This window comes from Carboxylicivirga linearis (genome assembly GCF_018271995.1).
Classification (GTDB): Bacteria; Bacteroidota; Bacteroidia; order Bacteroidales; family Marinilabiliaceae; genus Carboxylicivirga; species Carboxylicivirga linearis.
Genome location: NZ_JAGUCO010000029.1, coordinates 17,349 through 33,041, shown reverse-complemented (window position 1 = coordinate 33,041; position 15,693 = coordinate 17,349). Strand labels below are relative to the sequence as shown.

Genomic DNA, 15,693 nt, shown 5'->3' with positions numbered 1-15,693 from the left:
GTATCAAGTGCCAAGACATAAGTATCAAGATTTGTGATAGTAAAATTTAATGAGATCAACTTCTCCAACAAAATGCCATAAAAAAAGCCTGCTGCACAATGCAACAGGCTTTGATCCAACAAATGTTGGTTATTTTATTTATCCGCGGATTGCTTTTACTCCTGGTAATTCTTTTCCTTCCAAGAACTCAAGTGAAGCACCACCACCAGTTGAGATATGACTCATTTTATCAGCCAAACCACTTTGGTTAACAGCAGCAACAGAGTCTCCACCACCGATGATAGAAACAGCTGAAGAATCAGCTACAGCCTGGCATACTCCGAAAGTACCTTTTGAGAAGTTAGGCATCTCGAAACATCCCATAGGACCATTCCAAACAACTGTTTTAGCTGAAGCGATTTCAGCAGCATAAGCTTTAGTTGTTTCAGGACCAACATCTAGTGCCATACGTCCTTCAGGAATATCGTTTCCTACAGTTTGAATATCTGCGTCGTTATCAAATTTATCAGCAGCCAAGTTATCAACTGGCAACATAAAGTTAACACCATTAGTTTTAGCATCAGCCAAAATTTGCTTGGCAGTATCAACCAAATCTTCTTCAACTAATGAGTTACCTACGTTATGCCCTTGTGCTTTTAAGAAAGTATAAGCCATACCACCACCAATCAGAATAGTATCTACTTTAGTGATTAAGCTTTTTAGTACTTCTAATTTACCTGATACTTTAGCACCACCAACGATAGCTACAAATGGCTTTTCAGCGTTTTCAACAGTATCACCCAAGAACTTGATTTCTTTGTCTAACAAGTAACCAGCCATCTTCTCATCCATAAACTTAGCGATGATAGTTGTAGAAGCATGAGCACGGTGAGCTGTACCAAAAGCATCGTTCACATAAACATCAGCTAACTCAGACAATTGCTTAGCAAAACCTTCGTCACCTTTAGTTTCTTCGTTATGGAAACGTAAGTTTTCTAACAATAGTACCTCACCACCTTTAAGGTCTGAAGCCATAGCTTTTACTTCGTCACCGATACAATCAGAAGCCATTTTAACATCAACACCTAAAGTAGATGATAAATGAGCAACGATGTGTTTCAATGAGAATTCTGGTTTAGCCTCTCCTTTTGGACGACCCAAATGAGACATTAAAATAACAGCTCCTCCATCAGCCAATACCTTTTTGATTGTAGGTACAGCGGCACGAATACGAGTGTCATCAGTAATTTCAAATTTATCATTCAAAGGCACATTAAAATCCACACGGATAATCGCCTTCTTTCCTGCGAAATTAAAACTGTCTATTGCAGCCATTTGATAAGCGTTTTTATAATTCAACAATTGAGGTGCAAAGATACAAAATAAATGACGAAGCGAAAGTCATTTCAATCGCTTAAATATCATTTTAAAAGGAATATTAAAATAAAGTTTACATTTCCTAAGACAAAATGAAGCTAAAAACAAGAATTTCTATTGTCCTTTATTCTTTTTATCAAGCCAATAGTGTTTAGGATCAATACCTGAGCCCGCAACTAAAAACCAACCGTTTAATAAATCAGGTCGGTTATATTTCATTGGCTCTTTGGTTTTCCAATCCAGCAAATGACCACCTGCCGCTTCAACAATGGCATGCCCTGCACAAGTGTCCCATTCCATTGTTGGACCTAAACGAGGGTATAATTGAGCTTTACCTTCAGCTACCAAACACATTTTCAACGAACTTCCGATTGACAAACTATTTATTGATGAATGAACCGCATCCAGCTTATCCATATATTCTTTGGTTTCCGCACTGAAATGACTTAAACTTCGAACCACAGTAAAATCAATTGTTTTTTCATGTGGCAATTTCTCAGGGGATAAATCAGTGATTACTTCCATCGGAGTTTGTTTTTCCCACTTTTTGGGCAACTCAGAACGATATGCTCCATCCTTGTCGCCCCAATAAACAAGATTTAATGCTGGTGCAACAATAACACCTAATACTGGCTTATGATCTTCAACCAGTGCAACATTTACTGTAAATTCATCACTCCGCTTAACAAATTCCTTCGTTCCATCAATTGGATCTACTACCCACAGCTTCTTCCATTCTTTTCTGTCCTCATATGCAATACTCTTCCCTTCTTCACTCAATACGGGTATATGTGATGTCTTCAATAAATTGTCTATTGCAAAATGACTATTTATATCAGCCTCTGTTAAAGGAGAATGATCACTTTTAAGCTGCACATCAAAGTCCTCTTTATTATAAACCTTCATTGTAGCCTGACTACCTGCAACGGCAGCCCTTAAAGCCAACATTGTTAATTGATGCATAATAAAATATTTATTCAACCAAGACTTTAAGATCAGTATTGGATGTTATTGTGAATTCTTTTAAATCTATTCCTTTTAGGAGTAATAAACCAGGATTGGCACCTTCTTTTATTACTCCCCACTCATCATCTAATGAAAACTGCTGTGCTATTTTTTGAGTTTGATTCATTATAGCTGAAGCTAAATCAAGTCCCTCGATAACTTCTGATTTAATTAAAGTCCATGGGCTATCTGCCGAACCAGTATTAAAACCACTTTTTACAATAGATCTAACTCTATTTGGAAATGACATTTCTTTATCAATAATAAATCGCCTTGCGCCTTCAATAATTGCCCGATTTATATTCGCTTTATCAAAATCATCAGTGTGTATTCTCATCAGAAAAGTGGGTACAAGAACTCCTGGAAAATATTCCAAATTAGGTTCTTCAACAAAATCATCTCCCATTTCTCTAACTTCAATAATTACACCTGCATCATTGAGTTTTATTATTGGCCTCTTCGCCCAGCTACCATCTGGTTTTAGACAATAATGTGAAGTTAATTTTCTCATCTTTCGAGTAATTCAGCTGCCCCGAGCTTTGGCAACAACACCATCTTCACATCTTCTATTTCAACATTTGAAACTTTAGCAGTATCATGTTCAAAAAGTAATCCTTCAATTGAAACAAGCGTTTTACCATCCGGAATAATTTGCGATACATTTCCAATTTGCTTCTTGAAGGTTTTATTTATTAAATACCTCACCGTGTCTGCAGTACTATCGGCATAGCATAACCACATTTTAAGCATTGCGCTATCCAACTCATTTCCTTTAATAAAAGTAAAACCAGCATTAAGACGAACAATCCCGGATTTAATAGAATCTGCTTTTATTTTAAATGGTAAGAGAACATCTGTTGAGTCCTGTTCTTCTAATGGTAATTTATAATTGCTTTCTCCAACCCAGATACTTTTTTTATCAGGTATTTGTTCAATTACATCTTTTCTCTCCTTGCTTTGTTCCGCCAGCTCTTTTTTAACTACAGCATCTCTTTTACTCAGAATAGAAATGACATCATCATAAACATCTGAAAACAAGTCTGGATGTGACGAATACCAACTTATTGCAGAATCAAATTCCACTTTCGTCAGATGATACTCATCCAATATACTTTTGTAATACCCAGCGTTTTTCTCATCATCCTTAACAATGCGCCGGCCACTTTGAGACATCACAGATTCAACCTGATAGATATCAGCCAATAATAATGACATCTGCTCCTGATCAGGAACAAAATTAGGTCTTTTAGGCTTTGGAGTACATGCACAAACCCCAATTAGAACAAAAATATAGAATATTACTTTCTTCATTAAACTAACCTGATTAGTAGTGTCTTTTTAATTACATTTTGCTTATGCAAAGTAAAAGTTCAACCAACTACAGACAAAGTAATGAATTTAGAAGTGAAATATGAGTTAAAAAAGGTAATTATTTTCCATCAGCCCTAAACATGGTTCGAATCGTTTTTAGGATAATAACAAAATCGAGTTTTAACGACCAGTTATCTATATACTCTAAATCCATTCTCATCCAATCTTCGAATGAGATATCATTTCTTGATGATGAAACCTGCCATATACAAGTAATTCCGGGTTTCATCGACAATCGCCTTAATTGCCAGCGTTCGTATTCTTTTACTTCGTCAGGCACAGGTGGTCTTGGTCCAACAATCGACATATCTCCTAACAAAACATTAAAAAACTGTGGCAATTCATCCAGACTTGTTTTTCTTAAAAAATGTCCAATCCCTGTAATCCTTGGATCTCTAGTCATTTTAAATGTAGGCCCATCCATCTCGTTTTGCTCCATAAGGTCTTTCTTTAATGCTTCAGCATTAGTAACCATGGTACGAAATTTATAAACCCAAAATTTCCTCCCCCTAATCCCAACTCTTTTTTGCTTAAAGAAAATAGGGCCTTTTGATGTCAATTTTATCCCTATAGCAATGGCTATATAAACCGGTGAAAAAATGGTAACAACAGAGAAAGACACTAAGAAATCATAAATCGCTTTAAATTTAAGCGAAAGATAATCCATTGGTGTATTTGAGATAGTTAAAACAGGTGTTGTATCGAAGTAATGTAGATGAGTTTTATTCGATAGCATATTAAAAAAAGGTGACGACATTCTAAATACCACACCAACCTCATGACAGCTCGTCATTAATGACATAATCTCATCCATTCGAGCTTTCTCCTGGCAATAGATTACTTCATCAATTGTTTTACTTTCTAATATTTCATCAACACTTGTATCTAATGGGAGATATGGTGCTGCATCCTCTTGCTTTTTACGAAGCTCTTCAGTTCCAATAATGCCAATAATACGATATCCCCATTCTGGATTTTCCTTAATTTGATTAATAAAATTACTGGCTGATGAATCTCCAACGATTAATATATTTCTGTAGTTCAGCCCTCTTCGGCGGGCACTTTTCATATAATGATAGATAAGTACCTTTTCTACAAACATTAAAACAGCCACGGTACCACCAAAATATAAAATTGGAATAAGACCAATGTAAAATAAATTAAATACAAAGACTGATAATGCCAGTATTCCCGCTCCCAAAGCAGACATTACTATAACATTAAAAAGCAAAATAGAATAAGGTCTTGATCGATACAGTTCATTTAACCGAAGTGCTTTTGAAAGCACTAGCCATATTCCTAATATTAATAGGTGTAGAATTATCGAATCTTTATTTCGAATAAACGTTAATTGCTCGAAATGAATCAATAAAGAAATCTCAAACGATATCCAAGCAATTAAAACATCAAATGCGGCTAAAGCATTATAAACTACCTTTTCTTTCTCTCTTAGCATCTAGCTGATTTTAGGATGGACAAATTTAGGAATTCGTTTATTGATCACAAAACATTAAATTTTACAATTTGAATGAGTTTACACCTTCAATCTATTTTAATCTATTAATAAAAAGGACAATAGACAACACCTACCCTACCACCAATAGAATGATATAGCTGACCAAAATCATATGCAAATGTTCCATTTAGTTGTAATCCTTTTACATAAGGCATTCTCCAGGATGCCTCGATCATAGTATACATTTGCTTTTTCCCTCCTTCGTAAAAATAGTTTTCAGTTCTATTCCAACTATATCTTGCTTCAAATTCTTCAGAATAACTACCATAGTTCTTTGTAAAGGTTGATTTAACCCTAAAATCAAGGGTATTTGTAATTCTACCATCAAGCCCCAGATGAAAACCTGTCACTCTATTATTGATGAAACGAAGATGATGATTAAAGACTCCTCCATTATATTTTTGAGCCATTTCAATAGTATGAAATAAAGGTGTTCCCATTGATGCTCCATGGTATGTCCAACCATTATAATAGGTGCCATTGTTCATATAATCATCTCTGCCACCATATTCATACCCGTGGTTGTATTCTTTAACGAGAAATGCTTGTACATCATGTTCGGTCCATCCTGAAACATCACCGGTATAATGCGGAAAATTAGCTCGCATAAATTCTTCAGTCGATGCATATTCATCTATATGCTCCATCCATACAATACCACTCTTTTCGGACTCCGGAGGATAGAGTGGATCTGGTATTCCATAATCAGACTGCACATCAGTCTTAATAAACTCCAAAGAAACTCCCTTTAACCAGCCTATATTTTTTGGATACACCAATAATCCAATGACGTAGTCTTTATTCCTCCTATTCCAAATTTTCATACCTGAGCCATCGGCAAAGGGTTTTTGATAGTAGAATTGCAAGTCATATTTCTCGGTTCCGAAATAGAGACCAAAATCCCACAAACCCATGTGTGCACCAGCGGCATTAGTTTCTTCTCCACCTCCTAATTTAGCAGATCCTTTTGCAAAAAAAGTTGGCCAAAAATCTATATCTAACTTTGTTCCATCGGGACGGGTACCACCAAACAAAGCAGAATGAACAAAACCAACATACGGTTGAATTTTAGTATTCCCAAGTCTTCCATAAACCCATTTTTCATGTAATAACAGGTTATCAGCACTTCTGCTATGATCACCCCGATCATCATTTAAAACACCTTGTGTTATACCACCTTTTATTTCCAACCAATTGTTCAAAAAGCCAACCTTTCGATAATCTTCAAAACCTAATGTAACTTTGGGTATTGGTCTGGCATTCTGACTCATTAAAAAATGCCCAGATGATAACCTGTCGTTATACGCCACCCATGAATTAGCCTCTTTCCCAATTGTATAATCAACTATCCAAAAATGACCATTTACATATGCTTCGTATAAAAAAGAAGTATTAAAATCAGTGTTCAAAACAAATCCCGTTCCCACACTTAGCGAGAATAGATCTTTATTTAGCAAATCATATTCACCGTTCGCATAAAGCATTCCATTTATGCCTCCTTCATTGGTATACTTTCCCCATTCATTGGCACTCAGCCACATTGGCGAGATATCATCAGATGCCAATGACACAGTGCTCTCCAAATTAAGTTTTAACTGCTCTTGAGCAATTATTTTGACACTGCCTAATAAAAAAAGTACGGCTATTATTATACTATTACGCTGAATCATATGTTTGCATTATTATGCGGCAAAATAACAACAATTGTACCGAAACATCAAAAAGATGAAAATTCTTAATTTTTATTATTTTCGCCAAAAATACGACTTACCATTGAAAATACTTCTGCTCTTAAATATAGCCCTAATCGCATCTTGTTTTTGCTGTTATGCGCAAACTCCTAATCCTGATAATACAACCAGTAAAGTTGATCACACCTATATCACAGCAAGATATATGGGAGGACTTGTAATACCTCATCATAAAACCATGTTGTATTTCATTGATGATTTTGCGAGTGGTTTTGAAATTAATTATGGTCTCAGAAAGTTTGATAGAAATAGCTGGCAGGCATTTTTCAATTATCCTGAAATAGGAATTGGATTTTATCATGGCACTTTTGGCAATAAGGAGATATATGGTACGGGTTATGCCATTTTCCCGTACATTCAATACAATGTATTCAGGACTCAGAGGCTATCAATCAACAATAAAGTTTCAATGGGATTAGGCTATGCATCCAAACCATTTGATCTTCAAGACAATTCATATAATATGATATTCAGCACCCACCTAAACATTTATATTGGATTAGGTTTGAGTGTCGACTATAGAATTTCGGACAGAATATCGGCAAGCATGTCTGGTGATTTAACTCATATGTCAAACGGAGCAGCTAAAAAACCTAATCATGGTGTAAATGTGGTATCTGTAGGTTTAGGAACCAAATATCATTTTAATAAAAACTTAACACCTACTATTAATAAAACACAGCCTAATAAGCTAAAAGAAAGAGAGCTTTTAATTGTTGGTAGCATAGGACGAAGCCAATCCTCTATATATAATCCAAATAAATTTTGGAATTCATCAATTAATGTCAACTATATATGGCATTTAAATGAAAAAAGGGGTATTGGAATTGGATTAGACCAAATCTATTCCGAGGCAATTCCTTACGCTTGGGAAGAAGTGGAAAACATAAATGAGTTACAAAGCTTTTCAACAAAAGATTGTTTTGTCACCGGTGTTTTTGCATCTTATAATGTGTATTTAGGAAAGATGAATTTATTTACCAATCTTGGATTGTATATCAAACACAATGTATCGCCACCTCAACCCATTTACCCAAGATTAGGAGTTCGATACCCTATTTTACCTAATTTAATTGGCAACTTTAGCGTTAAGGCAAGTTTTTTCCGATCTGAGTTCATCGAATTTGGCTTAGGATACCGTTTAAAATATTCAAAACAGAAAAAATCATGAGAATAATATATTGCTTCATCATACTTTTAATATTCAATTCTTGTGAATATATCAACAACCTGACTACCTCAAGTGATGTTATTTCAAAAACGATTGAAACGGATGTAATTAATGCATTAACTATTGAGACTCCATGTAATGTTCATTTAATAAATAATGATTCAAATGAAATTCTTATTAGTGGCCAGGAGCACCTTTTATATGGATTGATTCTTGAAAACACGAACAATCAGCTATTAATTAATCACGAGAAAAGTGATTATTTACAAAAAAGCAAATTGATTGATATTCAAATACCTGCTAATAAACTAGAAAATATTACGGTTAATTCGGTAATGACACTCATATCAGAAGAGGCTTTAAAAAGCTCTGGATTAAAAATAGTTGTTAATGGAACAGCTAAATTCACCGAAATGAATCTACACTTAGAAAATAAATCAACTTCGTTATTTGTATACGGTTTTAATAATAGTGGAAATTACACTATTTATGGAACAACAGAAAACTTCAACTCTAATATTGAAGGAACTGTTAATGTTTATGCAGATGACTTTCAATCAAAAAAAATTAATTTAAGACATAAATCCATTGGCAGGTGTAATGTATTCGCATTAGATTACCTTTCTGTGGAAACTTATTCAAGTGGAAATACATATTATCGAGGTGAACCAAATGAAATTTCTCACGAACATATTCAGGTATCCAATATCAAACCAACTGGTCAACTAATAAAATTTTAATGAAACCATTTCCACAAACAAGCTTATTTTTAACAACCTATAACTGGCCAGAAGCTCTTGAGTTATGCCTTCAAAGCATATCGAAACAAACTGTTTTACCAAATGAAGTTATAATTGCTGATGATGGATCTGGCGAACCTACAAAAAAAGTAATTGAAAATCTAAAGCATAACTTTCCTATTCCAATCAAGCATATTTGGCAGGAAGATAACGGCTATCGTATTAATGCTATTAGAAATAAAGCAATAAGTAATGCTTCCTTTCCATATATTATACAAATTGATGGAGATATAATATTAGAAAAACATTTTATAGAAGATCACCTTTGTTTTTCAAGAAAAGGAAGATTACTGGCCGGCAGAAGGATAAGGATTGATCAAATCAATACAGATGATTTTTGCAAGAATGGGCACTATTCGGAACTAAAACACACCAGAAATAAACTTATGGCAATACTGCATCATCGCTTACTCTATAGCTCAAAGTCCGTTCGTGGGATACGTGGATGCAATATGTCGTATTGGAAAGAGGATGCCTATCTGATCAACGGATATGATGAAGACATGAACAGCAAAGGTCCAAATGATAAAGAATTCAGTGCCCGCCTGGTAAATATAGGAGTAAAGGTTTATAACCTAAAATTCTTTGCAAATCAATTTCATCTTGAACATGGAGAAGAAGGTCGACGGACAAATTATGAATTTGTGAAAGGTTTATTACAAGAGGCTATTAAATCTGGGAAGACAGAATGTAAAAATGGATTATCCCAAAAATAAAAGCATAAAAAAATCCCGCCATTAGCGGGATTTACAAATTGGGGTACATTGTTTTACTTATGATCTATTACAACAGACCTAAACTCTTTAATTCGCTGTTCGTCTTCTTTTTTACAAACCATAAACACACCATTAGCCTCGGTTACAATACAATCATCCAAGCCTTGCAACACAACTGGTCTGTTATTGGGCACTGTAACAATAGTATCTTTGCATTCAAACAGATGAACCTGATCACCAACAACTGAATTGCCATTTTCGTCTTTTGATCGCTTTTCCCACAGGCTTCCCCAGGTACCTAAATCAGACCAACCAAAATCTGCTGGCATCACATAAATATTATCGGCTCTTTCCATAATTCCATAGTCTACCGAAATATTTTCACAGCTTGGAAAATTCTCATCAATAAAAACCTGTTCATTTTCGGTATCATATTTTTCCTCTCCTTTAGCAAATAAAGCGGCTACTTTAGGTAAATGAGACACAAATGAAGTAATAATACTTTTAGCAGACCATAGGAATATTCCGGCATTCCAAAAGAAATTACCTTCTGCCAAATACCCATTAGCTGTTTCTAAATCAGGTTTTTCCTTGAAAGCTGCTACTTTGTTTATACCTGATACAGCCTCTGAATCTGCTTGGATATAACCATAGCCAGTTTCTGGTCGATGAGGATGAATTCCTAATGTCAACAAAACATCATCTTTTGATGTAAACTCAAGACCTTTTGAAACAACATCTCTAAAGCCGCTTTCATCAGTTATTAAATGATCCGAAGGTGCCACCACAATATTTGCCTCGGGGTTCCGCTTATATATTTTATAAGCAGCATAAGCAATACAAGGGGCTGTATTTCTCATACAAGGCTCTAATAGAACCTGTGAATCTGAGATATCAGGTAACTGATCCTGAATAATAGCTTGATAATTTTTACTGGTTACAATAAAAATATTCTCAATTGGAACCAAATCACCAAACCTGCTAACAGTTTGTTGAATCATTGTCTTTCCGGTTCCAAGAATATCTAAAAATTGTTTTGGTGTTTCAGCTGTACTCATTGGCCAAAATCGGGAGCCGATTCCACCAGCCATGATTATAAGGTAGTTATTGGGATTCATAAGAAATTCAGTTATTTATATTATTAAAATCAATTAACTATCTATTTGACAAAGCCTTTCCCCATTGAGAGATCTTAATTCCCCTAAAAGCACTTAATACTCCAATTGCTCCATAATGATGAACCCAATATGCGTAATTTATGGTAGATAGTATTGGCAAACTCACTTTAAAAACCCTTGTAACCAATACACTAATAAATATAATTAACCACATCAAGAGTAAATAATAAGTCATCATAGAAATACTTTGTGATATAAAATCAAGTATTAGGCTACAAAGAGTTGCAAATAAAAAAATGGGGATCGCTAACCATCTTATTATTTTATGGAACAATAGCTGTACTTTAGTTACAAAAGAAAAATTCTTCCATGCTAGTAAAATAGCATTCATCTGACGATTGGCCATCCTATTTTTTCGTTTTAACTCTTCTTTTTCATCTTGTATAGCTTTCTCAATTCCAACAGAATTCGAAGCAAATAATGTTTTATTATTACTAACTAATGAAATTGGTATATAGAAATCATTTGGGACATAGCAAGGTAGTTTTTTAAAATATTTCGCCACCATTGCCATATTGCCACCATTCATAGCAATGGTTCTACCAAAACGAGATTCATTTCGTCTAATCCATTCTTCATATTTCCAGTATAATCCCTCTGATTTAGCTGAATTAGTATATTGATCGATATATTTCATACTACCACCAACAACCACAGCCCCCTCTTTTATTCTTTCGAATAATTTCATGAAGCTATCTTCTTCGTAGAAGGTATTTGCATCTGTAAAAAAGAGTATATCCTCATCAAATGGTTTTATTTCTTCGTAAAAATAATTAATTGAATCATTCTTGCCACTTCTATATCCTTTATCTAGTATTATTAAATTAGGATATTCATTTGTCAATTGATGAGCAATCTCACTTGTTCTATCTTCAGATTTATCTATAATCACATATACATAGCATTCTCTCGGAAAATCAATTTTAAAAGAGTTTCGGATTTTATCTTCAATAACTGCTTCTTCATTATAGCAGGTAATTATCAGATGCACTTTTATATCATCCTGAATAATACATTTAAGACCTCTCTTTTTTTTCTTAATTAAACTTATTGCAAATGGATATCCTATATAACTTATTAATAAACTAGTTATTAATATCCAGAATGTGACGTTCACAATTAATTCCACCATATTCAAATATTCCCCTTTAAATGAGTTCCCCCTTTAAATGTTGTTGATTAGTTTTCAATTATTAATATATCATATCCTTCTCACAAATGATTTTATCAACACCTTCTACCATTTTATCAATTGTAAATAAATCACCCATTCTTTTATTAGCATTATATCCAAACTCTTGAATTTTACTTTTATTACTGAAAAAATACATTAAAGCAGTTGATACATCATTTTCATTTGAATTAACTAATAATCCTGTTTCACCATCTGATATTACTTCACGGGGTCCAGCATTATTACCACCTATAGACGGCTTATAATAGTAACCCGCCTCAGCAAATACTAACCCAAAACCCTCAAAATCTAGATCATCGTCCATAGTATTAACCATTACAAATACGTCTGTGGCTGAGTAATAATAATCTAATAATTTGCTACTCACAAACCCTTTAAACTCCACATAATCCTTAAGGTTCATGTCTATTACTAATTGCTCAAGATAATTTTTATTTGGTCCGTTACCAATAATCACATATAAAAATTCAGTGTCCTCTTTGATAATTTTAGGTATTGAACGGATTACTAATTCATGCCCTTTTCTTGAATCAATACGGGAGATTGTGGTAATAATAAACTTCTCTTGTGGTAGCAATAACTCATTTCGTGCTTCTTTTAAGGAATAACGTTTTAAACTACCAATATCGATCCCATTGTAAACCACTTTAACCTTTTCATTAATTTCATCTGAATATTCATGTACTATAGATTTAGTAAACTCACTAACTGTGATAATTTTATCAGAGATAGAAAAAGTTTTTTTCATTAACCACATTAACATTCTGGATTTCTTATGTCTTGTAATCTCTGCTCCATGACAAGTGATAAAAAGTCTATATCCAAACAACCTTTTAATCAATACTGCGGGCAAGGCTACCTTCCAAGTTGTTGCATATACTATATCTATTTTTTTTCCTAACAATCTACATAACAAATAAAAGAATAAGCCAATTCCTTTTAATAGTTCAGATACCTGGCGTCCAAATTTAATTCTCTTAACCGTAACATGATCTATAAAGGTATTTTCATTATTTTTCCCCTCAAAGGTAATAACTTGTACCTTATGTCTTTTTCCTAATCCCTCAGCTAAATAATAGGAATAATTCTCTACACCTCCAATAGTTGGTGGATAATCCTTTGCTAACACTATTATATTCATACTTTCTCCAGCCTACTTATACTCCCTAAGTTTCTTATTCATCAATAAAATCTAATATTTTTTTCAACCTAGATTCCCAAGTATTATGACTCGCAATTCGAATTCTTACTTCTTTCATATGTTCAGTATCTGAAATCGGAACGTTATGAAGCATATCTTTAAGATGAGAAATACTTTGAAAAAAATTGACATACTCTTTATATTCTTGAATGCTTCTCAAATTTGTAGAAATTACAGGTTTCCCCGAAGCTAAATACTCAAAAATCTTAAGTGGAAATACCCTGTCGGTATGAGAACTTTTTAAATATGGTAACCAAAGTAAATCTGCATGATAAAGGTAAATTGGAACTAATTCATAATTACGGTAACCTAGCAATGAAACATTTTCCATATTCCTAAGCCTTCGTTCCAATTCTTTATCCCTAATTCTATTTGGACCTACAAGTATATAAATATGTGATTCTTTAGTTAACTCTGCTATTTGTATAATTAGCTCAATATCTGTCTTGTAATTATCAAGAACTCCTGTATATAACACTTTTAATCTATTATCCTTGATCCATTCCTCATTAATACTAATATTTAGATTTGGATTTGAAAAATGTTTAAAATCTCCAACATTATGAATATATTTAATACCACTATTTATCTTCTTTTTATCTTCATATAAAGCATAAGAAGTTGTTGTAACGTAGTCTACTAATTTTGTTAATTTAGGTTCAATTACTCTTAATTCCCTTCTACGCTTTGGATGATTTTTATATGTTGGCTGTGTTATAAATTCATCAACACAATCATAGAGAGTTTTTCCATATAGAAAATTTGAGTACTTTAAAAAATAATAGCCCTGTGGTTGATAAATCCAGATTATTACTTGTTTCTTATTAAATCTTAAGGATATCGCTTTACTTAGGATATACCATGAAATTCTCTTAATCAAACTATTACCCAATAAAAGAAGGAAATAAGGAGAAATTACACATATATTGTTTCCTGACTTTTTGAAAGGCCACAAAAAGTAGAGGTAATCTTTTTCTAGAATCTTCTTCTTAATATATTTTAACGAAAATCCTTGATCAATATAAATAATTCTATATCTATTTAACTTATCCAAACACCTTGTTATATGCTGTTTATTCGTTTGTATTTCTGCATCATATGTAGATGTAGATAGAATTATGATTATTTTCTTTTTCATTTCGAATAATAAATACTAATCATAGCCTTATTTTTACCTTATAAATACCAGCAAACATGAAGCCAAAAAATAAATTTAATATCCCATTCTCAAGAGCAGTACCTATTAATCCAATACCTAAAAAACAAATTAAAAGTATCGCTACTAAAAGGGCCTCCTTATTTTCTGATAATTGAAGAAAGAAAATCTTTAATGCTATGTATATAAAAATTACAAACGAGAACATGCCTGATAATCCAAAAAGATATACAAATACGTTGTCCCCTGGATGATACAATAGTGGCTCATAAATAATTTGCGATGCCCCCATACCACTAATACCTCTTCCAAATAAAAGGCTACCATGATTCCTTACCAATTCTAATCCCCGTGGCCACATATCTTCTATTCTTATCTTAAATGAAGCAAAAAGAATCTTTGTAATTAAAGACTTATTCTCAAAATTAATCGCACTACCCCAACTTAATATTGGAAATAAAACCGTAATTACTAGAATAAGAAATATTGATGACTTTAAAATAATATTTGGAAGAAACTTAGTACCCCAAAAAAAAAGAGTTATTAATAAGAAGCTTCCTATTGCACCTTTATTCGTTGTAATAAGAATTCCACTAGAAAATATAATAATTAGTAATACATCAGAGATTTTCCATTTTTCAATATACGCATAATTTAATCCAGTCGCCATTAAAGCAAAATAAGCTGGATTAGACCAGTTCCGGCCAAACCCCGCTACACGTTTAAATCCTCCAACAGCATATCCAGCTCTAGCAGTATCCAATTCAACCCCATCAATTATCATAGATGCGCCTTCCCATGGAAAAGTAATGAACAAGTTAATAAATATACCTAAACAACTAAGAAAAGCTAACCAATTTATTGTCTTTCTAATTTTTAGATTAAACTCAGGCAAAAACCTAAAAACTTGCATTCCTACAAACAATATCAGATATATTTTATAGGAAAAAAGTACCTGTTTCAGAGAAATACCATTTAAAGTAGCAACAAGACCAAAAAAAATTAATATTGCGAAAAATACAATAGCTAACTTACTTATAATTATTTGATTTTCTTTATACTCAAACAGAAATAATAGAGAAAGAAATAATAGAACTAAATCTTTAGTATATATAAATACCCCTAACCCGACTCTACCTGAGTAAAACCTTACTGGTGCTTCAAAAGCATATAAAAACAACACATACACAATACTCCAAAATGCAATATTAATTAGTTTTATTCTATTGTCAATATTGAATATAATATGCATATGATCTATAGTTCTGTATTCTTAA

General features: G+C 33.1%; 14 protein-coding genes. 3 read left to right on the top strand and 11 right to left on the bottom strand.

The features are described 5' to 3' along the window. Window positions 1–138 precede the first annotated feature (138 nt). The 6 genes from KEM10_RS21060 to KEM10_RS21035 all read right to left on the bottom strand — a co-directional run bounded on the left by KEM10_RS21060 (window position 139) and on the right by KEM10_RS21035 (window position 6,918). A complete protein-coding gene (locus KEM10_RS21060) occupies window positions 139–1,314 on the bottom strand; it encodes a phosphoglycerate kinase (protein ID WP_212219337.1) in 1,176 nt (391 codons plus the stop codon). 156 nt (window positions 1,315–1,470) lie between these two features. Continuing rightward, the gene (gene cysQ, locus KEM10_RS21055; protein ID WP_212219334.1) at window positions 1,471–2,319 is read right to left on the bottom strand and encodes a 3'(2'),5'-bisphosphate nucleotidase CysQ; all 849 of its coding nucleotides are present in this window, start codon (window positions 2,317–2,319) and stop codon (window positions 1,471–1,473) included. Window positions 2,320–2,329: 10 nt separating this feature from the next. Then, a complete protein-coding gene (locus KEM10_RS21050; protein WP_212219331.1) occupies window positions 2,330–2,872 on the bottom strand; it encodes a hypothetical protein in 543 nt (180 codons plus the stop codon). Further along, window positions 2,869–3,672 carry a DUF4296 domain-containing protein gene (locus tag KEM10_RS21045; RefSeq protein ID WP_212219329.1) on the bottom strand — a complete coding sequence of 268 codons (804 nt, stop codon included), beginning with the start codon at window positions 3,670–3,672 and terminating at the stop codon, window positions 2,869–2,871. Before KEM10_RS21045 ends, KEM10_RS21050 begins: the two co-directional genes overlap by 4 nt. 118 nt (window positions 3,673–3,790) lie before the next feature. After that, window positions 3,791–5,188, bottom strand: coding sequence for a sugar transferase (locus KEM10_RS21040; protein WP_212219326.1), 1,398 nt, complete (start codon window positions 5,186–5,188; stop codon window positions 3,791–3,793). A gap of 104 nt (window positions 5,189–5,292) precedes the next feature. Beyond that, window positions 5,293–6,918 carry a capsule assembly Wzi family protein gene (locus KEM10_RS21035; RefSeq protein WP_212219323.1) on the bottom strand — a complete coding sequence of 542 codons (1,626 nt, stop codon included), beginning with the start codon at window positions 6,916–6,918 and terminating at the stop codon, window positions 5,293–5,295. Between the two features lie 55 nt (window positions 6,919–6,973). On the opposite strand from KEM10_RS21035, the gene KEM10_RS21030 reads away from it, so the two are divergent. Genes KEM10_RS21030 through KEM10_RS21020 form a run of 3 tightly spaced genes read left to right on the top strand, consistent with a single transcriptional unit; the run spans window position 6,974 to window position 9,686 of the window. Then, a complete protein-coding gene (locus KEM10_RS21030) occupies window positions 6,974–8,170 on the top strand; it encodes an acyloxyacyl hydrolase (RefSeq protein WP_212219320.1) in 1,197 nt (398 codons plus the stop codon). After that, window positions 8,167–8,910 carry a GIN domain-containing protein gene (locus tag KEM10_RS21025; RefSeq protein WP_212219317.1) on the top strand — a complete coding sequence of 248 codons (744 nt, stop codon included), beginning with the start codon at window positions 8,167–8,169 and terminating at the stop codon, window positions 8,908–8,910. The genes KEM10_RS21030 and KEM10_RS21025 overlap by 4 nt, the downstream gene beginning before the upstream one ends. Then, window positions 8,910–9,686 carry a glycosyltransferase family 2 protein gene (locus KEM10_RS21020; RefSeq protein ID WP_212219314.1) on the top strand — a complete coding sequence of 259 codons (777 nt, stop codon included), beginning with the start codon at window positions 8,910–8,912 and terminating at the stop codon, window positions 9,684–9,686. Before KEM10_RS21025 ends, KEM10_RS21020 begins: the two co-directional genes overlap by 1 nt. A 53-nt stretch (window positions 9,687–9,739) precedes the next feature. On the opposite strand, the gene KEM10_RS21015 is transcribed toward KEM10_RS21020, so the two are convergent. The 5 genes from KEM10_RS21015 to KEM10_RS20995 form a co-directional block, all read right to left on the bottom strand. Then, complete coding sequence (locus KEM10_RS21015; protein WP_212219309.1) at window positions 9,740–10,804, bottom strand: mannose-1-phosphate guanylyltransferase; 1,065 nt, start codon at window positions 10,802–10,804, stop codon at window positions 9,740–9,742. Between the two features lie 37 nt (window positions 10,805–10,841). Then, a complete protein-coding gene (locus KEM10_RS21010) occupies window positions 10,842–11,996 on the bottom strand; it encodes a glycosyltransferase (protein ID WP_212219306.1) in 1,155 nt (384 codons plus the stop codon). Between the two features lie 61 nt (window positions 11,997–12,057). After that, window positions 12,058–13,200, bottom strand: coding sequence for a glycosyltransferase family 4 protein (locus tag KEM10_RS21005; RefSeq protein WP_212219303.1), 1,143 nt, complete (start codon window positions 13,198–13,200; stop codon window positions 12,058–12,060). A 34-nt stretch (window positions 13,201–13,234) separates the two neighbouring features. Beyond that, entirely contained in the window at window positions 13,235–14,398 is a 1,164-nt protein-coding gene (locus KEM10_RS21000) for a glycosyltransferase (RefSeq protein ID WP_212219300.1), read from the bottom strand. A 19-nt stretch (window positions 14,399–14,417) separates the two neighbouring features. Continuing rightward, window positions 14,418–15,668 (bottom strand): hypothetical protein, encoded by a 1,251-nt coding sequence (locus tag KEM10_RS20995; protein WP_212219297.1) that lies wholly within the window; start codon window positions 15,666–15,668, stop codon window positions 14,418–14,420. Between the last annotated feature and the right edge of the window lie 25 nt (window positions 15,669–15,693).

Bases quoted from the DNA above. Each gene is read 5' to 3' on its own strand.
- KEM10_RS21020 (WP_212219314.1), top strand. From the start codon at position 8,910: ATGAAACCATTTCCACAAACAAGCTTATTTTTAACAACCTATAACTGG.
- KEM10_RS21005 (WP_212219303.1), bottom strand. From the start codon at position 13,200: ATGAATATAATAGTGTTAGCAAAGGATTATCCACCAACTATTGGAGGT.
- cysQ (WP_212219334.1), bottom strand. From the start codon at position 2,319: ATGCATCAATTAACAATGTTGGCTTTAAGGGCTGCCGTTGCAGGTAGT.
- KEM10_RS21015 (WP_212219309.1), bottom strand. From the start codon at position 10,804: ATGAATCCCAATAACTACCTTATAATCATGGCTGGTGGAATCGGCTCC.
- KEM10_RS21030 (WP_212219320.1), top strand. From the start codon at position 6,974: ATGAAAATTCTTAATTTTTATTATTTTCGCCAAAAATACGACTTACCA.
- KEM10_RS21045 (WP_212219329.1), bottom strand. From the start codon at position 3,672: ATGAAGAAAGTAATATTCTATATTTTTGTTCTAATTGGGGTTTGTGCA.
- KEM10_RS21040 (WP_212219326.1), bottom strand. From the start codon at position 5,188: ATGCTAAGAGAGAAAGAAAAGGTAGTTTATAATGCTTTAGCCGCATTT.
- KEM10_RS21060 (WP_212219337.1), bottom strand. From the start codon at position 1,314: ATGGCTGCAATAGACAGTTTTAATTTCGCAGGAAAGAAGGCGATTATC.
- KEM10_RS21010 (WP_212219306.1), bottom strand. From the start codon at position 11,996: ATGGTGGAATTAATTGTGAACGTCACATTCTGGATATTAATAACTAGT.
- KEM10_RS21000 (WP_212219300.1), bottom strand. From the start codon at position 14,398: ATGAAAAAGAAAATAATCATAATTCTATCTACATCTACATATGATGCA.
- KEM10_RS21025 (WP_212219317.1), top strand. From the start codon at position 8,167: ATGAGAATAATATATTGCTTCATCATACTTTTAATATTCAATTCTTGT.
- KEM10_RS21035 (WP_212219323.1), bottom strand. From the start codon at position 6,918: ATGATTCAGCGTAATAGTATAATAATAGCCGTACTTTTTTTATTAGGC.
- KEM10_RS21050 (WP_212219331.1), bottom strand. From the start codon at position 2,872: ATGAGAAAATTAACTTCACATTATTGTCTAAAACCAGATGGTAGCTGG.
- KEM10_RS20995 (WP_212219297.1), bottom strand. From the start codon at position 15,668: ATGCATATTATATTCAATATTGACAATAGAATAAAACTAATTAATATT.